Source organism: Bacteroides stercorirosoris, from assembly GCF_900142015.1.
Classification (GTDB): domain Bacteria; phylum Bacteroidota; class Bacteroidia; order Bacteroidales; family Bacteroidaceae; genus Bacteroides; species Bacteroides stercorirosoris.
In genome coordinates this window covers 1-22,430 of the sequence record NZ_FQZN01000040.1, presented here as the reverse complement: position 1 = coordinate 22,430, position 22,430 = coordinate 1, and the positions used below count along the sequence as shown (strand labels likewise).

The following is a 22,430-nucleotide window of genomic DNA, read 5'->3' as shown; positions in this document are numbered from 1 at the left end:
ATTCAATGATTATTTTGAGTAATTATTTAGCAGGCTTACAATCCCACCAGATTCGGGTTGCCATTGTATCACCTTTCTTATTACTTGATTCCTTAGTAAGTGCAGAAACAGCGGCATCCAGATTTTCGCCATTCTCACGATACTCATCAGCAGGATAAGGCAAACGACGTGCACCTTCTACATCATCCACTACTCCATCACTTAGATTGTGCATCGCAGGCATCAACTTAGGATATCCTGTACGACGATATTCCGACCATGCTTCCATAGTGCTTGGAAAGATAGCAATCCATTTCTGAGTGATGATTCTTTCCAACTTCGTTTCAAAATCTGCCGCTTCATCCCAAGCAACAGTTATCGTAGAATTAGTAGAACCAGAGTAATCATATTTCTGTCCATCTTCTCCCTTCAACGGATCTTTGTAGACAGTTGGTAATCCTGTAGAATTAGTCAGATAAGTAGAAGCACCGGACACACCACGTTCTTCAAAAGAAAGACTAACAGCTTCTTCGTAGAGGGCTTTAGCCGTTCCGCCCATATTCCACCCACGGAGCGCACCTTCTGCCCGCAAGAAAGTGACTTCTGAAGTCGGGAAGATGAGCATATTATCAGTCACTGTCACCTTCATGCAAGAGTAACCTTGAGACCATGCATTATACTGTCCCTGTCTGATACCACGACGCAGACCGACATAATCTTCCGTACCTTTATAAGCCCCTTTTGTAGCAAACGTAGACTTATCATAATAAACTTCACGACGAGGATCACCATAACCATTCATGTAGCAGACCAAATCGGCAGAAATACGAGCATCACCCCAGTTCGGCATAAAGCGTTCCCATGGATTGTGATCCACAACTTTATGATAAGCACCATCCGTGCTTGCAGTCATTACACCAATTTCCGAATTAACAGCTTCTTCAGCTTTTTGCTTTGCCAAACTCTCATTGACATATACAATACGCATAGCCATACGAAGTTTCACAGAATTAGCAAACTTTGCCCATGCCTTGGTATTACCACCATAGATACGATCGCCACTGGAATTGAAATTCTGGGCAGAATAAGTGGTAAGTACTTCTATAATACTATCCAAATCTTCAAACATTTTCTTATAAACCTGCTCCTGAGAATCGTAGGCTGATTTCAAAGCATTGTTCACACCCACCTGAGAATAGGGAATTGGTCCATACGTATCAGTCACTCGCAACATAGTGCAAATGCGATATAATTCTGCCAATGAAAGATATACTTCATCCTCACATTGGTCTTTCAACTGAAAGTAATTTGGATAGAACTTATCGTAAAAGTCAGCAAAAGGTATTCTTAACCAAGCCTCAGACGGATTGTAAGTAGCAAAACGTCCCGACCAGCCGGTACCTAAGTTAGAATCTGCCACATAACCGGAAAATCCACCTGGCATCAAACAATCTACATACTGAGAGAAATTTTCCTGTTCAGGCATCATCACATCCTGCATATTCAGTAAAAGTGCACTAAACAAGTAATCGTCCGGCAGCATCTCATCCAAATTCGGTTCATGAGGATTCTTATTATAATCTATATAATCTCCGGTACAAGCCACGCTACCGAACAATATTGCTCCCGCAGCTACGAATTTCGCTATTGTACTATTTATTTTCATACTTTTCAAGCTTTTAGAATTTAAGTTTCAAATTGAATCCCACGCTACGCAAACTCGGCATCATGAAATAGTCAACTCCTTGATAATAGTTATTACTTGTAGAAGCTACAGCTTCCGGATCAAAAGGAGCCTTGCTATAAATCATCCACAAATTGCGCCCTACCAATGAGAGAGTAATGTCCATTACATTCTTCAATTTCGCTCTGGGAATAGTATAACTAATGGATGCTTCTTGCAAACGTAAATTGGTTGCACTATAGGTATACATTTGCGGAATACCACTGTCGCCACCTACCGCTGTGTACCACTTTTCCGCATCAACTACGTCACCACCATTGATGACCACGCCACCATTGTCACGTGCCAGGGCTGAAGCTTCAGATACACCATTAGCATCAAGAGTAGCTTGTGTGGCCGAGTAAACGATACCACCCAGACGAGCTGTCAGCAAAAAGCCCAAGCCAAAGTTCTTATATTGAAAATCATTACGCCATGCCATATTAGCTTTCGGAAATACAGAGCCAAGCTTAATTCCATCTTTTTGACTTTCAGTCTTAACAGAGCCGTTGGCGTCCACATAGATATTATTGTTCGCATCACGCTTCAAATCAGACATAGAATATAGATCACCCAAAGAACCACCTTCTTTTAATATAAAGTGAGCATTTGACAATCCTTTCATATCCAATTGTGTCTTAGAAATAATCTCACCAGTCACCGGATGTACATATCCGTCAATCAAGCTAAGGATTTTATTCTTATTGGCACTGAATGTATAATTCGAGTTCCAAGTAAATTTATTCCAGGTATTTTTATAACCTAAAGAAAGTTCGACACCACGGTTACGCACATTACCAGTCTGTGCATAAAAAGTGCTATAACCTCCGGTAGGTAGTTCCTGTGTATCCATAGTCTGATTATAAGTCTTGGTACTGTAGAATGAAATATCCAAGTTGAAGTGTCCTAAGAAACGAGCCGTAAGACCTACCTCCCAAGAATCGGTACGTTCAGGTTTCAAGTCATACAAAGGATAAGCAGATTTTGTACTATACTCGCCTGTAGAACTATCCCATTCGAAAGTAGGATAAGCCAGGAAACGTTTGAATGGCAAACCTACAGATGCCCATGAAGCACGCAATTTAAGATAAGAAATACTTTCCGGTAAAGTGAATATCTCAGATAAGAGAACAGAAGCACCCACTGAAGGATAAAAGAAAGACTTCTGTACTGACTTGGGACCTGCTAATTGTGAAGGCCAGTCATTACGTCCAGTCAATGTCAGATAGTAAGCATTTTTATAGCCGACTTCCGCAGAAGCAAAAATAGACTGCGTTTGTTCACGATAACCAGTTTCTTCACGCTTGGTAGTCTGTTTGTCCAACTGAGTTATTGAGAAATAGTTAGCCAAACCATCAGCAGGAATAGGACCTTTTACTCCCATTGCTTCAGAACGGGTGTCTGAGTAGGAAGCACCAATATTAGCGGTCACCCCCCAATCTTCACCAAAACGTTTATTAATATTAATCAGAAAATCGGCATACGCTTGCTTGTCACGCGTATTAGTCACACCATAATAACCGTTATCAGAACCTTCGGCAATAGTCGGTTCTGTTGAAGCATAATATTTCTGAGTGTAAGTATTCATAGAATTGTCAATACGTACACGCCCGGCTACGTTCAACCAATCCAGGATATCATAAGACAGAGAAGCACTCAACATATAACGGTCTTTATCGTTTTCACGCAAGTTGCGGTAATTAATCCAGTAAGGATTTTGCAAACGATATGAGCCACCACCTTGCGGCCAATATTGCGTATATAATTTACGAACAGGATCATACCGTTCAAACATTTTATATTCTTCCCAATCATTACCACGTGGGAACAAATAAGCTGAAGCTACCGGATTTGCATAAATACCTTGGTTAGTCATATTACGGTCTTTCTGCATAATATACTGCGCACCTACATCCAATTTCATCTTATCGTTCAAGAACTGGGTAGTATTACGGAACGTAAAATTGTAACGTTCATATTTGTTATTGGGCACAATTCCACGAGAGTTAACCGCAGCAGCCGACAAGTAGGTTTGATTGTGTTCCGAACCCGTAGAAAGTGAAACTGTTTCCGTACCGATAATACCTGTCTGGAAATAATCATCCTTGGGATTATAACCATAACGATTACTTGAGTTTAAACGGGAACCCCAACTTCCATCAGTACCAGACGTACCATACCAATCCTGAAACTTAGGCATCACAAAAGGATTCAGCACCTCTGTGTTACTGGACACAGATAAAGATACACGTCCTGCAGCACCCTTCTTAGTAGTGATAACAATAGCACCATTGGATGCATTACTACCATACAAAGCCGCAGCAGCAGCACCAGATAACACAGACATCGATTCTATATCATCCGGGTTGATATCAGCAATAGCTTCAGTAGTTCCTTGTGAGTCGAATTCACTACTACCACCGGCAGAGCTTAAACTATACATAGGAATACCATCAATAACATAAAGTGCATTAGAAGACTGTTCAATACCTCTTGATCCACGCATAACAACTTTACTGGCACCACCAACGCCCGAAGAAGAAGCATTAATGTTCAAACCAGCTACCTTACCATTCAACGAGTTGATAAAGTTAGCGTCTTTCACCGCCAAAGCGGTCTCTGCATCTACCTGAGTTACATTATAACTCAATGCTTTCTCCGCACGTTTGATACCGAGTGCCGTTACCACCACCTCTTCTATCAACTGTGAGTCGGTCTGCATCATAACATTGATGGCTCCCTGTCCTTTCGCTGCAATCTCCTGTGACTTGTAGCCAATGTAAGAGAACTGAATCACAGGATTCGCCACAGTAGTAGTCAGCGTAAAGTTACCGTCGATATCAGTGATACAGCCGTCAGTAGTGCCTTTCACCAGCACATTCACACCAATCAGAGGTCCCATATCATCAGATACCACTCCGGTGATGGTGCGTTCTTTTCCTTGTTGGTTACCCTCTTGCGGTGCAGCCGATTTCTCAGAAAGATAAACGATGTTATCTTCTACTTTAAAAGAAATGTCTTTTCCTTTAAGAATAGCATTCAAAGCATCTTCAATAGATGCATTCTTCACCTTGACACTTTCAACCGTCACAGTGGCAAGTTTGTCGTCATAGAAAAATTGATACTTAGATTGAGATTTAATCTGTTCGATGACCGTCCCTAATGTTGTGCGGGACACGTTCAAATTCAGCTGGGCGAAAGTCCACTGAACTGATACAGCCATGAAGAACAAAACTAATAAAGTCCGCAGAAATTTCGAACTTTGAAAAGCATGATTGTTGTTCATAAACAAAGTTTAAAGGTTACACATTGGTTAATTTTAATTCGTCAGAAGAACGTTTCTTCCGACTCACGTATATAAAACAACGGGCACTCAAAATACACTTACTACAAAATGATATTTTTTTTCCTTAAAATGAAAGAAGGGGATAGTTTTATTTGCTATCCCCTTCTTCAACACATTATTAACGTTTTCTCTTACTTCTTTTTCAGTTCATTGGAGAAAGAGTAAGGATAATCTTCCGGCTGTGTTCCTCTTTGCAGATTAGGCTTGCTGCCCATATCAAATTTCAAGACACCACCCTTTATCAGATCTCCATGCTTCAAATAATTCCTGCTATACTCATTTCCATCCAGACGGAGCGAGTTGATATATATATTTTCAGAATTATTATTCGCAGCATCAATCACCAACGAATTACCATTTTCAAAATGCAGGGTAGCTTTCTTGAATAAAGGAGCTCCCAAAACATATTCGTCAGTTCCCGGACAAACAGGATAGAAACCCAATGCGGAGAATACATACCAGGCGGAAGTCTGACCGTTATCTTCATCACCGCAATAGCCGTCGGGGCCGGGAGTGTACATACGGTTCATCACCTGGCGCAGCCAGTATTGTGCCTTCCAGGGTTGTCCGGCATAGTTATACATATAAATCATATGCTGTATCGGCTGATTGCCATGAGCATAGTTACCCATGTTCATCACCGTCATCTCGCGTATTTCATGAATTACCTGGCCATAGTAACTGTCATCGAATACGGGAGGAACCGTAAATACAGAGTCAAGCATTCCAATAAACACTTTTTCACCCCCCATCAAGTCAATCAATCCTTGCGGATCGTGGAATACGGACCAGGAATAATGCCAACTGTTTCCTTCCGTAAAGGCATCGCCCCACTTCAACGGTGAGAAAGGAGACTGGAACTGACCGTCTTTATTGCGGCCACGCATCAACAGACTTTCTTTGTCGAATACATTCTTATAGTTCATGGCGCGGTTAGCAAAGAGTTTCAATTCTTTCTTCGGACGGTCCAGAGCTTTAGCCATCTGATAAATACACCAGTCATCATAAGCATACTCCAGCGTACGAGCAGTATTTTCATTGATTTTCACATCGTAAGGAACATAGCCCAGCTTATTATAATACTCATGACCGAGGCGACCGGTAGAAGAGACTTCGGGATGCACATTCTTAGTCCCGTGGATAAGACCTTCATATAAAGTGGTTACATCATCCACTTTGACACCTTTCAGATAAGCGTCGGCAAGCACGGAAGCCGAGTTATTGCCAATCATGCAACCGCGATGTCCCGGACTAGCCCATTCGGGGAAGAAACCACTTTCCTTATAAGTATTGATAAGTCCTTCCTGAATCTGCTTGTTCACCGACGGATACATCAGGTTAAGGAAGGGGAACAGACAACGGAAAGTATCCCAGAAACCGGTATCAGTATACATATACCCAGGAAGAGCCTGCCCGTTGTAAGGGCTGTAATGCACGGGAGCACCGGCTTCGTCGAACTCATAGAAAGAACGGGGAAACAGGACGGAACGGTACAGACAAGAATAGAATGTACGATACTGGTCGAGGTTACCACCGTCCACCTCTATTTTTCCCAACACCTGGTTCCAGGCATCCTGCCCTTTCTGAACCAAAGACTCAAAACTGTCATTACCCAGTTCTTTGAGGTTCCGGTCAGCTTGTTCAAAACTGATAAAAGAAGAAGCTACACGGGCATGTACGATTTCTCCTTTGCGGGTTTTGAAACCGATGATTGCACCCGTATGTCCGGCAGTCTGTTCTTGTTGGTTTTCAAGCACATTGCCATCGGCAACGGAAGCCTGATAAGTGAAAGGTTTGTCGAATTCTACGACGAAATAGTTTTTGAAGTTATCAGGAACGCCGCCACTGTTGCGGGTAGTGTATCCGATGATTTTGTTTTGTTCGGGAATAATCTTAATGTAGGAGCCTTTATCAAAAGCATCTACCACAACATACGAATGTTCATTCTCGGGGAAAGTGAAACGGAACAGGACGGCACGCTCGGTGGGAGTAAACTCCGTCACTACATCGTGTTCCGCCAGATATACCTTATAATAGTGGGGTAATGCCACTTCTCCCTTATGAGAGAACCAGCTGGCACGCTTGTCTTCGTCAAACTCCGGTTTGCCCACTACCGGCATGATGGAGAACTGGCCGTAATCGTTTATCCAGGGACTGGGCTGGTGAGTCTGCTTGAAACCACGGATTTTATTGGCGGTATACACATATTGCCAGCCGTCTCCCATTTTCCCCGTCTGCGGAGTCCAGAAGTTCATTCCCCAAGGACGCGCAATGGCCGGATAGGTGTTACCCGTGGAGAGTTCAAAAGAAGACTGTGTACCCATCAATGGATTGACGTATTGCGTAAAATCTTTAGCCTGCCCCCCAAGAGCGCAGCACAAAAAGCAAATCGATAAAAAAAGGTTCTTCATGATATTACAATAATTATTGGGTTGTCAGGTTTTATATATAATGCCGTCTTAAAACGATCTATTTCCTTGAAGACAAGAACACACTGTTCCCCACGATCTTATATTCAATAGGTATTACGTTCTTAACAGAATTCAGCACTTCCTCCACGGTGTTTTTCTTTTTCAGTGCACCGGTATACGTCTTCGTCGAGTTCATATCAGGAGCCAGAATAATCTTCACTCCATAAGAGCTTTCCAGTGTGCGGGCAATCGTGAATATGTCTGCCTTCTCAAACACAAACTGATTATTATGCCAGTTTTCAATACCTGTATCCACTTGCTTCACAACCAAGCGACGGGTCATACCATTCAGTTCAGCCTTTTGTCCCGGAGACAGAACAATCATTCCTTCATCATGGTTGCCTTTTACTTCAATCTCTCCCTTCACCAGCGTGGCTACCGCCAAAGGGTTAGCCTTGTCACTCTTCAGATTAAAGACCGTTCCCAGTACTCTGACTTGCATTGCCTCACTCCGCACAATGAAAGGTTTTTCCGTATCTCTCTTCACTTCAAAATAGGCTTCTCCTTCCATATACACATTCCTTCCCTTCTCGGAAAATTCACGCGGATACTTCAAAGTAGTATACTTGTTCAACCAGACTTTAGTGCCATCGGGCAACATCAGTTCTTTCACCTTATCCGTAGCGGTGACAGCCACCAGGTCATCCGTCTCACTCTGCGACTGATAAATATGGTAACTCAGACCGGAAATGAAAAAGATGCCTATAAACATAGCGGCATACCGCATCCAGGTGTTCATTCTCCGCATCTTATACCGCTTTGCCTCTTCTTGTTTCAAGCGTTTAAACAACTGTTTCTCCGCTCTTTCTATCCTCTTCTCATCCGCGAATTCCTCACTTCTTCCCAGATGATATATCTGCTCTATCCTGAACAATTCACGCGCGTTCTCGCCTGATTCGTCCAGCCATGTATTTACCTTATGGAGTTCTTCTTCAGAACATTCTCCCATAAGGAATTTGACCATCAATTCCTCATCCAACTTATTTATTCCTTCTTTCATCATACTAATTAAACAACCGTTTCGATAAAAACACTTATACCCTACCTAATAAAAACAGAACTAACATGAAATTCATGTAGCCCAACCTTTCACGCAAAAACTTCAAAGCCTTATACATATGAGCTTCCACAGTTCGCAACGATATCCCCATCGTTTCCGCAATATCCTTATTCTTCATATCATGCAGATAACTGAGCTTAAAGACCATCTTACACTTATCCGGCAATTCATTAATCGCCTCAGAGAGTTTTTTCCTGAGTTCCTGGTCTTCTATCCGCTTCACCACGTCATTGCTATCCGGCTGATAGAATTCAATCCTCTTTTTGTGAATTTCCGTCACGACAGCTTCGTAACTATTCTTAATATCCCGATGCTTCAGTACATTCAAAGCACGGGTATACACCGCCCGATACAGGAATGCCTGTATCTGCTCTCCCACCGTCACTGTATCTTTCCGTCGCCACAATTCTACAAATACATCCTGCACTACGTCCTCCGCTTCTTCTTCGCCTACAATGCGTGTAGCGTAGAAAAGCAGATTGGCGTAATACTTACGGAAAAGGAGTTTATAAGTCTGGTCAAAATTTTCGCTCATAATCTCACGTCAATTACAATACCACACCTTCCCCGGCTTGTCCCCCATTTCAAATTCAAGGACACTGCCGTTTATTATCTGTTCATGTGTGATATAGCTTTTATCATAAGGTTTTCCGTCGATTTTCACCGACTGGATATAAATATTCTCTTTGCTGACAGCCGGCGCCAGCACTGTAAATATCTTGCCGTTAGCCAAGTGCATCTTCATTTCAGGATACATGGGAGTGCCGATCTCATATCTGCCGCCAACCGGATTTACCGGGTAGAATCCCATTGCACTGAACACATACCAAGCGGACATCTGACCGCAGTCTTCATTTCCACACAAACCGTCAGGGGTATTCCTGTAAAGTTCATGCATCACTTCGGCTGCATATTTCTGAGTCTTCCAGGGCTGTCCCACAGCATTGAAGAGATAAATGACATGATGGCTCGGTTCGTTTCCATGCGCATACTGTCCGATCATTCCCGTACTGAAAATGGGCAATTCCTCATCGGCAGAGGGATTATAGGTAAACATGCTATCCAGCTTCTGCGCAAATCTTTCCTTGCCTCCCGCCAACTCAATCAGACCGTCAATATCCTGCTGCACCGACCAGAAGTATTGCCAGCCGTTGCTTTCGCAAATATGCGGAGTATAATCGTCCGGGCTGAACCCTTCGATGAAATTCCCTTTATTATTGCGAGGCTGCATAAAAGAAGTTTGAGGATTATACACATTCCTGTAATTCTGAGAACGTTTATAAAATTCATCCGCCGTCTCTTTCTCGCCTAATTTCTCGGCCATACGGGCTATGCAATAATCATCATAAGCATATTCCAGCGTTTTAGATAGCGACCAGTTTTCTGAATTATAATGGTCCGTCACATCATAAGGCACATAACCATACTTCTTATACAACCCGATCCCACGATATTCGTCAATATTGGCGGTAGCCACACAAGCAGCCAACGCTTTTACGGGATCAAAATCCCCTATTCCTTTTAAATAGGCGTCTACAATAACGGGCACGGCATGATATCCTATCATCATATCCGTCTCACTGCCATAGAAATTCCATACCGGAAGGCGACCGTTCTGTTCATAGAAAGCGATGAAGGATTTCACCATGTCGTCAACGCGGTCCGGTTCTATATACGTGTAAAGAGGATGGGCTGCGCGATAGGTATCCCACAATGAGAATGTACTGTAGTTCGTCCACCCGTCCGCCTGGTGTACTTTCTTGTCAGGACCGTAGTAAGCACCATCCACATCACTATAAATAGTAGGAGCCAGCATAGAATGGTAAAGGGCTGTATAGAATTTTACTTTCTCGTCATGGTTATCGCACTTGATTTCCACCCTGGAGAGTTGCTCGTTCCAGTTTTTCCGGGCAGCCGACAGATATTTATCAAAATCATCATCCGGTGCTTCGGCGGCAAGATTACGTGCCGCACCTTCCATGCTCACGCCGGAGATGGCTGTGGTAACAAGAATCTGCTCGTTGGCATCCGTATGGAAATCAAAACGGGCAATGGCAGATGTACCAATCCGCTTGCCATCTTTAATAACGGCAGCAGTATCCAGTTGCACGGCTGCAAACGGTTTAGAGAAACGGGTGCGGAAATAGATATGCTGATCGCGTGCCCAGCCGTCGGAGAAACGATATCCCTGAATGGTTACAGAGTCAATAACTTCTATATGCGTATCATTCGTAAAGTCCCAGTTCATGGCTTTCCGCAGATTGAGGAATATAGCGGCATCCGCTTCGGGGAAAGTGTAACGCTGAATACCGCAACGTTCGGTAGCCGTCAGTTCCACATGAATATCATAGTCTTTCAGCCGGACCTGATAATATCCGGCACTCGCCGATTCTTCGGAATGGGAAAACAGGGAATGAATGCCCAACGGAGCCTCCGATTCTTTATAAGGTAAAGTCACAGGCATAAAAGATATGTCATATAAATCACCGGCTCCCGTGCCCGAGAGATGGGTATGGCTGAAACCGGCAATAGTGCTGTCCGGATAAAAATAACCGGAGATACGGTCCCATCCCGGAAGACCGTTATCGGGACTTAGCTGTACCATACCGAACGGAGCCTGCGCACCGGGATACGTATTACCGGTGAAATCAGTACCAATAAAAGGATTGACATACTCTGCATAGGATTCACTGCTGACATTAGCCTGCCGAGATACACACGCTGAAAGAGAGAAAAGAGCTGCAAATAAACAACAAGATTTCAATAATTTCATAATATCATATAGTTAACGTGCTTATTAAACAACCCAATACAAGAAAACACTTAGTCTTCTTCGATAAAAGAGTGGTTCTGATAAACAAAAATAATACAAATATCCGATAAAGCCATAACTTTATTGGTGAAAATCCATATAAACGGGGAAGTTGACCGATTACTCACGTCCGTATCATGTCCACGTTTCCTCCACTCCTATACGGGGACGAGAATAGTGGAGCAGGTGTGGAGCAGATATGGAGCGGGTGTGGAGCGGGTGTGGACAACCTTCTTGCGTTTATCGGCTCTCATTCTCATTTTTATCCTTATCTTTGCCACAAAAAGCGACAATGAGTTACACAACTTATCTCTTTGACTTTGATTACACGCTCGCAGACTCTTCTCGCGGCATCGTCACTTGCTTCCGCAATGTGCTCAATCAACACGGCTATAACGACGTGACCGATGAAGCCATCAAACGCACCATCGGAAAGACCTTGGAAGAATCTTTTTCTATCCTGACCGGTGTGACAGATGCCGACCAGCTGGAAAGTTTCAAAAACGAATACAGAAAAGAGGCGGATACACACATGACGATAAATACGGTGCTCTTCCTTGAAACCAAGTCCGTACTGCTCGCACTGAAAGATGCAGGCGCCTTCATCGGCATCATCTCCACCAAATACCGTTTCCGGATCAAAGAACTGGTCGACCAGCATTTCCCCGGCAACTTCTTCAACATCATTGTCGGCGGAGAGGACGTAAAGGCAGCGAAACCTTCACCAGAGGGTTTGCTACTTGCCATAAAAGAACTGCACATCACCAAAGCGGAAACTCTCTATATAGGTGACAGCACCATAGATGCCGCCACAGCCAAAGCTGCCGGAGTAAACTTTGCCGGAGTGACGCATGGAGTGACCACCGCCGAGGAATTAAGTAAATATCCGCACTGGAAAATAATGAGCTCACTGGAAGAATTACTGGAAAGCGACGATCAGCCGACTAATAACAAACCGTCAGCTGACGAGAAATATCCGGTTACCGACAAAGCAATATCTCCTGTTCCGGCTTCTTCCACGTCTTCCGCATCAGCTTCCGGCACTCCTTCCGGCCCACGCAGAAGAAAGATGATAAATATCTGGCAGATATTAATCCTGGCAGTATTGCTATGGCTATCCTTTGAAGAGGGTGAAAACAGTAATGTCTTTATGTGGGCTTTTCTGTTGGTTCTCTGGTATATCCTTACAACACGCCGGATTGTTCCCGACCGTGTGTTAGATTTCATCTCCCCCTGGTGGACTCCCTGCAAAGTGCGTCTTCGCGCTCTCCGCATCAAGATGATACGCGGAAAGCAAGTACCGGTTGCCAGCAAAGAAAGCAACACCTGCCTGAATTGCGGAACCGTCTATACCGGCAGCTACTGTAACCGCTGCGGACAAAGCTGCAATACCCCCCGTTATCGTTTAAGCAACGCTTTCAGAAACATTTTGGGAGGTTTCACCAACATTGATAACGGCTTCGGCCGCACTTTGCTGGACTTGCTCTATCGTCCGGGATATATGATGAAGGATTTCATTGCCGGAAAACGGATACTTTACTTCCGTCCCTTCCAGACGTTATTCGTACTGGCCGCCCTCTACATCATGGCCGTGCAATTGGTGGATCCAGATGCGTTGAAAGAGAAAAAGAAGGCTTCCCCGGAAACCCAGCGACAGGAAATTATGGCCGCGCGTGAGCAATTGCAACAACGAATAGAAATAGCAGAAGATTCCACAACAAAGGAAATGCTCAGCATAGCCATAGAAAAGCTGAATAACAAGTTAGAGGATATAGAAGTGGAAGACTCTACGGAAATCCAGAAAAAAGGTCTTCTAATTGCCCGCGAGCAACTACAAAAACAACTGCAAAAACAACTGAAAAAAGCCAAGAACCCCACGCAAAAGGAAGCCCTGGAACAGACCATAGAAGGTATAGATCAGAGTCTGGATAAGCGGAAAGCGGAAAGTAATACAAAGAAACCTAATATCGTCATCAAGACAGGCGACGATGACAATGAAGACCTCATTGACGAATTCGTGGAAAGCAGCCTGTCAGTGAGCAATAAACTTGAAAAAGTCGTTCAGAACACCCCTTTCCTTCAGAAAGTGTGGAATCTGTTGCACAGCTGGGGACACGGTAATAAGGCATTTCGCATCATAGCCACTTTACCTCTCTTTGCCCTGGCAACGCTTATGGCTTTCCGGCGCAAGAAGAATAAAATACGTTATAACCTTACGGAGCATGTATTCATGCAGGCCTATATCGCTTGCCAGATACTTTTGCTCAGTATCATCGTGCTTCCTTTCAACGGCAGCGCGGCAGTTAATAATTTATATGAATTACCGATATTAGTGATCTTTGCGCTCTTCTGCTTAGACTATAAACAATTGTATGGTTACAGTTGGTGGAGAAGTTTCTGGACTACGTTGCTCATGTTCTTATACAGTTTGATACTGGTTATACTCTTTGCCATCGTAGTAGTAGGTTTGCTGATTGCGGCAGTTTATATATTGGAAACAATCCTGTAAGATAGAGAGGCTCAAGACCTCATCTTTCAAGACGATAAAAAAATAAGGGGGGGGTATGAATCACCCCCTCATTTATTAATTTGGATTTGCGACTGCACTTACCATCCATTCGGCAATAGGAATCGTATTTACCATTCCTCCATTGATTGAAGAATACGTCCAGGCATCCCAACTGTTTTGAGTCAACTGTCGCAGGCCGGCCATAACCATAGAATATTCGAATGATTCGGGAACATTCTTTCCATCATCTCCTAAATAGTATGTGCAATAACCTTCATACCAGCCACCTGCCCAATAATCGGCAGGATCGGTCGGCGCATATCCGTCTCCTGAATCATCACCGCTCAACGTAATTACTCCGTCCACAAAATCAGCTGCATCATACGTCACGGACGTCGTTCCATTCTTTATTGAAAAACTCCCATCGCCATTGGCATCATAACCGAAGCCACGGATAGACTGGCTATCAGAACTAAATCCAGGTCCTACCAATACGAAAAAGCGAGGATCTGCTTTAGCTATTGCCAATATCATCTGATGTCCGGTGGGCTCGTCACTCGCTTTCCAGCGATATCCCCAACTCAGCAAATGAACATTATCCTTTGCCGGACTCTCCCATTCATCGCCACTTATCCATTGCACAGCCAATGCCGACTGGCATTCACCTTCTCCTGTCCAGAACTGAATATCATCCATAGACTTCACTGCCGGATAAGCCATATACACATTCACCGTAACAGAAGCAGAGGCTTCGTCTTTATCCGTATAAGCTGTGAACTTTATTTCATAAGTCCCCGCCTTCTCTGGAGCAAAAGTATATTTCAGTTCGGTCGACACTTTTTCATTATTCAATACCCATTCATTACGGGCATTCTCACCATTTTCCACTTTCGCTTCCAAAGCTAAAGTATTTCCAAGCGCAATATCCTGCTTGTCACCATTCACAATAGATACCGACAATGGCAAAACATTGTCATCGGAATCATCATCACTACAAGATGCCAGTCCTGTTATAAGGACTATGTATGACAATAAATAAACAAATCTCTTTTTCATTATTACTTAAAATTAGAAGTAAAGAATGTCCCGGCCGGGTATTTCGTACAATCATTATAGGTAGCCTTAAATGTGGGCGTATCGCCGCTAAAGTCAAATATACTGATCTGATTGATGCCTACATCACCATACCCCTTTATGGTATTAAGATATACTCCTTCCGTCACAGGGTCAACCGCAACTGTATTGTAAACGATATTAGCATTTTCTACCATTTCTTTAGCATCTACCATCAGTTTAGTTTCATTCGTACTGAAGATATGGCGATAGATTTTAGTAGAAAGGGCACTCATGTACAACGTATCTCCCTTAGCCGTTATGCTGGGAGCAGCGGCAAACGAAGCCGACAGTGTCTTCGCAGCGTCTGCATTGGTAGCTGCCAAATCATTCTCTTTCATTATTGAATAATCCTTAGCATTAACTTTAGCTATTTTGCCGGATGATACTGATACCCACACATTGTTATCCGATGACTTCACTACACCCGATATGTTACTGTCAAATTCAACCGTTGCCGACACTTCATTTTTACCGGCTTCTATCACAAGAAGATTCTTGCTCTGGGAAGCAAATACTTTTCCTTCAACAACCGCCATCGTATTCTTTCTGGCACCGTTCGTACCTTCTATAAGCGTGGCCTCCCCAGTAGAAGGATGAAACAACTTGATTCCTGCATTATCACGCAGATAAATATTATCATCACCCAATACGGCTACATGCGTAGGCCAATCAATCTTACCTTTCAACTCGTCGCCATATGCAGTTTCCAGTTTCAACGTTTCCGCGTTGACAATCGTCAGAAAACCACCTTCGTTACCTCCATTTTGAGAGACAATGTACATTTTCTTGTTAGCAATAAACAGATCCTGCGGAACACTGCCCAACCATGCTCCGTTATTCTCCTCCTGAAAAGCCTTATTCACAAGTTCACCTTCGGGACTTATAAATATCAGATATCCACCCTTATCGCCTCCCCAGGCAGATCCTTCGTTCAGGATAAAGGTTCCGTATTTATACTTCCCATATACATCGACAGTCACTTTAGCCGAAGCCTCACCCTGTTCCGCATTCGAAACAGTCAGCTGAACGTCATAACTTCCAAGTTCGGTAGCAGTGAAATCGTAAGTAGAAGTAGTAGCTACGTCCTTCCCGTTCAGCTTCCAGACATATTCCACTTCTGAACTTCCTTCGACTTCAGCTTTCAGGTTAAGGGTACCTCCCTGCACAATCTCCTGAGTCTCACCACCCTCTATCAAAACCGACAGCGGCAGTAACGGCTCTTTATTGTCATCACTACAAGACACCAGTCCTACAGCGAGGACCAAACACGACAAAAAATAAATAATGTTCTTCTTCATTGTTGTTATATAAAAAATTAAAAAATAGGGATTAAAACTCAAACATCAACGAGCACAACACGTTGCGCAAAGGCATCGGATAGTATTGTGTCGATTCATAATAAGTATTCAGAATGTTATCCACACGCACTTGGAAAGTAACCTGCCTGCCATCCTTCAGTTTCCACAGATATCCCGCCAGCAGGTTGTGAACCGTATAAGGGCGGGTCGAATAGGATTCGTCGGTAGTGACATAGCGCTTACCTATATAAGTGGTCTGCCACGAGCAGAAAGCATTCTTATAATCGAATGCCAGACGCGCATTCCATTTCAATTCGGGCACATAAGGTATCTGCCGCATATAGGAGTTATCATCTTCATGTTGCTTTTTCCGGGTACGCGAACGCGCCCAACTGAAATTACCGGAAAGCGTAGTCTTGAAATCACCGAAACTCAACAGCATCTTACCCGTAAACTCCGCCCCCGTAGAAAGCACGTTACGCTTGTTCTGAGGCGTCCATATCCACTGGTTACCGTCTTTGGGAAGCCACAAAATCCAGTTGTCGATATGCATCAGATACCCGGACACTTCGGCATTCAGTGTCATCCAGGAAGTCAGTTCATTCTTATACCCGATGGCCGCATCATAGGAATAACCGTCTTCGGGTTTCACATCCGGATTACCGCCAGGACGCCAATAGAGGTCGTTCATACTGGGAAAGCGATAATTATAAGACATACTCCCCTTTACGTAGAAAGTCTTATCAAAGAAATTGGTGGCAAAACCTGCCGACCAGGTGGAAACGTTCCGGCTATTGTTTTGCTCGAACATATACTGGGCATGCAATTGCAGCCACGACAACGGGGTCCAGTTGGCCGAAGCCTGCCACGACAGCACATTACGGTGATGCTTCAACGGCGGTTCGGCCACCGGTATACTATAATACGTACCGTCTATCAGATACTTTGCCGAATCCACATCAATATAACTGCTCACATTGACCAAATCGTGCGTATAAGTAAGTGTGGTATTCAGCACCAGTTCGTCAACAGGCGCACACGAATAATCGGCAACGCCCTGCCAGGTATGCGAAGAGTTGATGTTTCCTTCCGGATCGAACAGACCACCGTCGAACCATTTGTCGTACTTCAAACGATAATAAAGCCACGCACCCTTTACGTGCAGTTCGTGTATGCCACGCACATAGTCGAAACCCACATACCCGCGAACGTTCGTCTCGTGCTGCCGCTCGTGCGTCTTGCTCACAATGCCCAACGGCTGGGGCAACATGCGCTTTCCCTGTTGCAACCAGCCGATAGCAACCAGTTGAGCATGCCGGTTCAACTTGAAATAACCTTCCTGCATAGCTCCCCATTGCAAATAGTCGGCATCCTGGCGTCTCTCCTTGAAAGCCTCGTTAGTGAGCACTTTATTTATATAAGTATAGTCGTTATCGGAATGTTGATAAAACAAACGTGTTTTCGAAACCACACGCTTACCTCCTACATTAATCTGCGCCCCTCCGGTATAAGTGTTGTAAGAGCCATACTCACCGAAGAACTTTCCTGTGAGTCCTTTGCCCCACTCCGGGTCATTGAAGATGTTTACACTGCCCCCCACGGCTCCCGTACCACTTTTCACATGGCTACTCCCATAATAGAGATTCACGTTGTCGGCAAAAAAGACCGGAAATTGCGAAAAGTCGAATACTCCGGACATGGGCGGCGTGATGTTGACTCCGTTCCAGTTAACCCGTGTCTGTGCGGCACTTCCTCCACGAAAAGAAGCCGTAGACAATGCTCCCGTACCCAAACTCTTGATATAGGTGGCGGAGTTATCAGTCAGCAGTTCGGAGAATGAACGCGTTTTATTGACTTGCAGCATTTCAGGGTCGATGCGCGCTACCTTGGCACCGGCATTCGCTTCGTTGGCATGGCTTATCCGGCGGGCCACAATCTCCACCTCATTCAGATTCAGATCATAAGCCACTGTATCCTTTTTCTGGGCTACTATATTGGTAGCCGGCAGACATAAGGCAATCATCAGGAGAAGCAGTTTTCTCATATATATAGATTATTGAATTTCAACGGATTCCGGAAAATAAACCTGACTGGGGTATACACCGACACGATAGCTTTCGATATTCCCGCTCTCTTTATAATGGCGGATATAACCGCGCTGTGCCGAGTAATCCAGACAATCGCAGATATAGACCTCGCCCTGCGGACTTACCCCACAACCATACATCATGTCCACTCCCGGCACATGACGGTGCAGTCTGAACGTGCCGTCGTCCGTATTCAGTGTATAAATACTTTGCTGTGAATTGTTCGGGCGCCCCGGTTTGCAGGTCCGTACACTAAAGTAAATCAATGATTTAGTAGCATCCATATCCATACGGTTATAGCCGACCGTTCCTACAACATCTCCCTCTTCCGCCTCATCTTTACCGACAAAAGGAAGCCGATAAGTAGCCAGCACCTTTTCCGTTTCCGGATCAATGCACTTCAGCAGAACGGCAGTGAGTTTTCCTTTATCCCGCTCGTTCATCAAAGCCCATAGCCTGCCGTTCTTATCTTTCAGTATCTTACAAGTCTTGGTAGTTTCCTCATTATAAACGTCTTCTATCATGCGGCTTCCTTCCTGGTTTATATTGTCCAGGTCGAACACGTACAGCCCCTTTGCCGTCATACCAAACAGTTTATGGTCCGCCACTTCCATATATTCCACCCATTTCCTGATGACAATATACTCCAACGGAGTACCGTAGGGCGGCACAGTACGGATTCGTACCAGCTGGCTGGGCAAATCCGTACCGGACACGTTATTACTCAAAAGGTCGGAAACAATGGCTGTAGTATCCGATACAGGTACTATCTGACGCGGCAATCCTGCCTGTGTATAAAGTATCGTACCTTCGGATTTGAATGTCTGCGGATTTACAATCTCGATTTTCTTAGAATTATTCAAGGTGACGAAGTACTTCCCGTTAATCATCGTGATGGATTGCGCCACATCCCCCAACGGGCGATTGTTCACAACACGGAAAACGTCGGGACTCACCATTCCGTTACGATACAACACGGATATAGCCCCCATATTGGTACCTATCCGTCCTTCGTTCAACACAATCGCTTCAATATTACCTTCACCCACACCGGCCGGAAAATCATCTTCATATTCGCAAGCGGACAGTGACAACACCAATAGTGCACAAAACAACCTCAGAACACATTTTCTCTGCATACACAATATTATTTTTATGTTTCGAGGAGTAAAGTCCGAACAGTGACCACCACCCATATTGGTAGCAATATGAATTGAAGTAATGTTAATCCCCACGTTTCTTTTCCCCCGAAACTGTAGATTGCAGACTTTGCAGGCAGGTCTTCTGACTCGCTTCCTTTTCGGAAGTCCTTCCCATCCCATACGGACAGTGGACGATTGTAGAATTTATCCGAAAAGTTCAATGAAGCTCACAGCAGTGGGTCTGTTCAGGATTTACACCTGATTCCCTTTTCACTTCGTTCGATAAGACATATCGTGAAGCACCCGAAAGCCGGATTCTTGAATCCGGGGACAAAGATAGATATTATTAATCAGACAAAACAAGGATATTCCTAAAAAAGCAAAATGAAATTTATGATTGATTGGGCTGAGGAAGCCTGCAATCTATTTCTTGCATCTTCGAGATTAGTTCACTGCATACAAAAAAAGAAGAAGAAACATTTGCCTGTTCCGAAGAAAAGAAGTACTTTTGTGCCCGATTATTCCGCACCGGGTTCGACAAAGTGTATTCTAAGTGATTAGAGACCACCCGACGGAGCTAACTTATACATTATTATAAGAAATGTACGCAATTGTAGAAATCAACGGCCAGCAATTTAAAGCAGAAGCTGGTAAAAAGCTGTTTGTACACCACATTCAGAATGCAGAAAACGGTACAACAGTAGAATTTGACAAGGTTCTTTTGGTAGACAAAGACGGTGCTATCACTGTAGGTGTTCCTACTGTAGAAGGTGCAAAGGTAGTTTGCCAGATTGTATCAAGCATGGTAAAAGGTGACAAAGTTCTCGTTTTCCACAAGAAAAGAAGAAAAGGTCATCGCAAGTTGAACGGTCACCGTCAACAATTCACAGAGTTAACAATTACAGAAGTAGTAGCTTAATCAATTTAAAACAGTAAGAAGAAATGGCACATAAAAAAGGTGTCGGTAGTTCTAAGAACGGCCGCGAATCACAGAGCAAGAGATTAGGCGTTAAGATATTTGGTGGTGAAGCTTGCAAAGCAGGTAATATCATCATTCGTCAAAGAGGTACTGAATTCCACCCGGGTAACAACATCGGTATGGGTAAAGACCACACTCTTTTCGCTTTAGTAGACGGAACTGTACAGTTCAAAGTAACCAAGGAAGACAGACGTTATGTATCTGTAATCCCCGCTGAAAGCGCAGAAGCGTAAGTATCCGAACAAGAAATAAAGAAGAGGGATGTGATCCGCAAGGATTACATCCCTCTTCTTTTCAGAACAAACTCTGCTTTTACACATCTTTCAGAACAAGAAACACATCCCGGCAATATTAAAAATAAGCAAGTTTCTTTTTTGTATTACTTCTGATTTACACTATCTTTGTGCTCTCAAATCAAGATTTTAATCAAAACGAAGTATCAAGATATGCTTACCATCAAACAAATTACAGAAAACACCGACGCGGTGATCCGCGGACTGGAGAAAAAGCATTTCAAAAATGCGAAAGAAACAATAGACCAAGTAATTGCCTTCAACGACAAAAGACGTAGCACACAGTCTGTATTAGATAACAACCTCTCCGAAGTGAACTCAATCTCCAAATCCATCGGACAACTGATGAAAGAAGGAAAGAAAGAGGAAGCCGAGGTTGCCAAAAGCCGTGTAGCCGAGCTGAAGGAAATCAACAAAACGTTGCAAGCCGAAATGGACCAGGCAGCCGAAGATATGCAGACTCTGCTTTATACCATTCCGAACGTGCCATACGATGAAGTACCCGAAGGTGTAGGCGCCGAAGACAATGTGGTTGAGAAAATGGGAGGCATGGAAACCGAACTTCCCAAAGACGCACTGCCTCACTGGGAACTGACAAAGAAATATGATTTGATTGATTTCGACCTGGGCGTGAAGATTACAGGAGCCGGCTTCCCGGTTTACAAAGGAAAAGGCGCACAATTGCAGCGCGCTCTGATTAACTTCTTTCTGGATGAAGCCCGCAAAGCAGGTTATCTGGAAATTATGCCTCCGACAGTGGTAAATGCCGCTTCCGGTTACGGAACAGGCCAGTTACCCGACAAAGAAGGTCAGATGTACCATTGCGAAGTGGACGATTTATATCTTATCCCGACTGCCGAAGTACCTGTTACGAATATCTATCGCGACGTGATTCTGGAAGAGAAACAACTTCCCATCAAGAACTGCGCATATACGCAATGTTTCCGTCGTGAGGCAGGATCTTACGGTAAGGATGTGCGCGGTCTGAACCGTCTGCATGAGTTCTCTAAAGTGGAACTGGTGCGCATAGACAAGCCGGAACACTCCAGACAATCCCACAAAGAGATGTTGGATCACGTGGAAGGACTGTTGCAGAAACTGGAACTGCCGTATCGTATTCTTCGCCTCTGTGGTGGTGACATGAGCTTTACAGCCGCACTTTGCTTCGACTTCGAAGTGTATTCCGAAGCACAGAAACGCTGGTTGGAAGTAAGTTCCGTATCCAACTTCGATACATATCAGGCTAACCGTCTGAAATGCCGCTATCGTAGTGGAGAAAAGAAAACAGAGCTTTGCCATACCTTGAATGGTTCTGCCCTGGCATTGCCGCGCATCGTTGCCGCCCTGCTGGAAAACAACCAGACACCGGAAGGAATCCGCATCCCGAAAGCATTGGTACCGTATACGGGATTTGAGATGATTGACTAATCTTCAATGATAGTCTAACTTTATATAAATACAATGCTTTATAATACAATGTTTTATTACACAATACCTTATAATACAACGCTTTATAATACGAGACTATCCATCTGATTGTGTAAATAGAAAACTACGGTGTTTCTCTCGTAGTTTTTTTATTTATGTATTAACTTTGTAAAAATCAGATTTTATG

General features: G+C 44.0%; 14 protein-coding genes and 1 riboswitch. Of the genes, 4 read left to right on the top strand and 10 right to left on the bottom strand.

The window, feature by feature from the left end; genetic code table 11:
* Nucleotides 1-22 precede the first annotated feature (22 nt).
* From BUC01_RS21450 to BUC01_RS21425, 6 genes are all read right to left on the bottom strand, one after another.
* Entirely contained in the window at nucleotides 23-1,645 is a 1,623-nt protein-coding gene (locus BUC01_RS21450) for a SusD/RagB family nutrient-binding outer membrane lipoprotein (protein WP_073314849.1), read from the bottom strand.
* Between the two features lie 13 nt (nucleotides 1,646-1,658).
* Nucleotides 1,659-4,988, bottom strand: a complete 3,330-nt coding sequence (locus BUC01_RS21445) for a SusC/RagA family TonB-linked outer membrane protein (RefSeq protein WP_073314847.1) — start codon at nucleotides 4,986-4,988, stop codon at nucleotides 1,659-1,661.
* 191 nt (nucleotides 4,989-5,179) lie between these two features.
* Entirely contained in the window at nucleotides 5,180-7,459 is a 2,280-nt protein-coding gene (locus tag BUC01_RS21440) for a GH92 family glycosyl hydrolase (RefSeq protein ID WP_073314845.1), read from the bottom strand.
* Between the two features lie 58 nt (nucleotides 7,460-7,517).
* Complete coding sequence (locus BUC01_RS21435; RefSeq protein ID WP_081795832.1) at nucleotides 7,518-8,522, bottom strand: FecR family protein; 1,005 nt, start codon at nucleotides 8,520-8,522, stop codon at nucleotides 7,518-7,520.
* A 31-nt stretch (nucleotides 8,523-8,553) separates the two neighbouring features.
* Entirely contained in the window at nucleotides 8,554-9,114 is a 561-nt protein-coding gene (locus BUC01_RS21430) for an RNA polymerase sigma-70 factor (RefSeq protein ID WP_025833674.1), read from the bottom strand.
* A gap of 9 nt (nucleotides 9,115-9,123) precedes the next feature.
* A complete protein-coding gene (locus BUC01_RS21425; RefSeq protein ID WP_073314843.1) occupies nucleotides 9,124-11,352 on the bottom strand; it encodes a GH92 family glycosyl hydrolase in 2,229 nt (742 codons plus the stop codon).
* Nucleotides 11,353-11,683: 331 nt separating this feature from the next.
* Between BUC01_RS21425 and BUC01_RS21420 the strand changes: the two genes are divergently transcribed.
* Nucleotides 11,684-13,900 carry an HAD-IA family hydrolase gene (locus tag BUC01_RS21420; protein WP_025833675.1) on the top strand — a complete coding sequence of 739 codons (2,217 nt, stop codon included), beginning with the start codon at nucleotides 11,684-11,686 and terminating at the stop codon, nucleotides 13,898-13,900.
* Nucleotides 13,901-13,975: 75 nt separating this feature from the next.
* On the opposite strand, the gene BUC01_RS21415 is transcribed toward BUC01_RS21420, so the two are convergent.
* The 4 genes from BUC01_RS21415 to BUC01_RS21400 are packed head-to-tail and all read right to left on the bottom strand — an operon-like array spanning nucleotide 13,976 to nucleotide 19,540.
* Nucleotides 13,976-14,956 (bottom strand): PKD-like domain-containing protein, encoded by a 981-nt coding sequence (locus tag BUC01_RS21415; RefSeq protein WP_073314841.1) that lies wholly within the window; start codon nucleotides 14,954-14,956, stop codon nucleotides 13,976-13,978.
* Nucleotides 14,957-14,958: 2 nt separating this feature from the next.
* Nucleotides 14,959-16,314, bottom strand: a complete 1,356-nt coding sequence (locus BUC01_RS21410) for a DUF5074 domain-containing protein (RefSeq protein ID WP_073314839.1) — start codon at nucleotides 16,312-16,314, stop codon at nucleotides 14,959-14,961.
* 31 nt (nucleotides 16,315-16,345) lie between these two features.
* Nucleotides 16,346-18,358, bottom strand: coding sequence for a TonB-dependent receptor (locus BUC01_RS21405; protein WP_073314837.1), 2,013 nt, complete (start codon nucleotides 18,356-18,358; stop codon nucleotides 16,346-16,348).
* Nucleotides 18,359-18,367: 9 nt separating this feature from the next.
* Entirely contained in the window at nucleotides 18,368-19,540 is a 1,173-nt protein-coding gene (locus BUC01_RS21400; RefSeq protein WP_025833676.1) for a DUF5074 domain-containing protein, read from the bottom strand.
* Nucleotides 19,541-19,657: 117 nt separating this feature from the next.
* Nucleotides 19,658-19,865: riboswitch (cobalamin riboswitch) on the bottom strand.
* Between the two features lie 279 nt (nucleotides 19,866-20,144).
* Here BUC01_RS21400 and rplU point away from each other — a divergent pair.
* From rplU to serS, 3 genes are all read left to right on the top strand, one after another.
* The gene (gene rplU / locus BUC01_RS21395) at nucleotides 20,145-20,462 is read left to right on the top strand and encodes a 50S ribosomal protein L21 (RefSeq protein ID WP_009129115.1); all 318 of its coding nucleotides are present in this window, start codon (nucleotides 20,145-20,147) and stop codon (nucleotides 20,460-20,462) included.
* Between the two features lie 23 nt (nucleotides 20,463-20,485).
* Nucleotides 20,486-20,755 (top strand): 50S ribosomal protein L27, encoded by a 270-nt coding sequence (gene rpmA, locus BUC01_RS21390; RefSeq protein ID WP_025833678.1) that lies wholly within the window; start codon nucleotides 20,486-20,488, stop codon nucleotides 20,753-20,755.
* Between the two features lie 213 nt (nucleotides 20,756-20,968).
* Nucleotides 20,969-22,243, top strand: a complete 1,275-nt coding sequence (serS, locus tag BUC01_RS21385; RefSeq protein WP_025833679.1) for a serine--tRNA ligase — start codon at nucleotides 20,969-20,971, stop codon at nucleotides 22,241-22,243.
* The last annotated feature ends 187 nt before the right edge of the window (nucleotides 22,244-22,430 follow it).

Excerpts from the sequence above, each read along its gene's own strand:
- BUC01_RS21450 (WP_073314849.1), bottom strand. The coding sequence starts at position 1,645 with ATGAAAATAAATAGTACAATAGCGAAATTCGTAGCTGCGGGAGCAATA.
- BUC01_RS21445 (WP_073314847.1), bottom strand. The coding sequence starts at position 4,988 with ATGAACAACAATCATGCTTTTCAAAGTTCGAAATTTCTGCGGACTTTA.
- BUC01_RS21440 (WP_073314845.1), bottom strand. The coding sequence starts at position 7,459 with ATGAAGAACCTTTTTTTATCGATTTGCTTTTTGTGCTGCGCTCTTGGG.
- BUC01_RS21435 (WP_081795832.1), bottom strand. The coding sequence starts at position 8,522 with ATGATGAAAGAAGGAATAAATAAGTTGGATGAGGAATTGATGGTCAAA.
- BUC01_RS21430 (WP_025833674.1), bottom strand. The coding sequence starts at position 9,114 with ATGAGCGAAAATTTTGACCAGACTTATAAACTCCTTTTCCGTAAGTAT.
- BUC01_RS21425 (WP_073314843.1), bottom strand. The coding sequence starts at position 11,352 with ATGAAATTATTGAAATCTTGTTGTTTATTTGCAGCTCTTTTCTCTCTT.
- BUC01_RS21420 (WP_025833675.1), top strand. The coding sequence starts at position 11,684 with ATGAGTTACACAACTTATCTCTTTGACTTTGATTACACGCTCGCAGAC.
- BUC01_RS21415 (WP_073314841.1), bottom strand. The coding sequence starts at position 14,956 with ATGAAAAAGAGATTTGTTTATTTATTGTCATACATAGTCCTTATAACA.
- BUC01_RS21410 (WP_073314839.1), bottom strand. The coding sequence starts at position 16,314 with ATGAAGAAGAACATTATTTATTTTTTGTCGTGTTTGGTCCTCGCTGTA.
- BUC01_RS21405 (WP_073314837.1), bottom strand. The coding sequence starts at position 18,358 with ATGAGAAAACTGCTTCTCCTGATGATTGCCTTATGTCTGCCGGCTACC.
- BUC01_RS21400 (WP_025833676.1), bottom strand. The coding sequence starts at position 19,540 with ATGCAGAGAAAATGTGTTCTGAGGTTGTTTTGTGCACTATTGGTGTTG.
- rplU (WP_009129115.1), top strand. The coding sequence starts at position 20,145 with ATGTACGCAATTGTAGAAATCAACGGCCAGCAATTTAAAGCAGAAGCT.
- rpmA (WP_025833678.1), top strand. The coding sequence starts at position 20,486 with ATGGCACATAAAAAAGGTGTCGGTAGTTCTAAGAACGGCCGCGAATCA.
- serS (WP_025833679.1), top strand. The coding sequence starts at position 20,969 with ATGCTTACCATCAAACAAATTACAGAAAACACCGACGCGGTGATCCGC.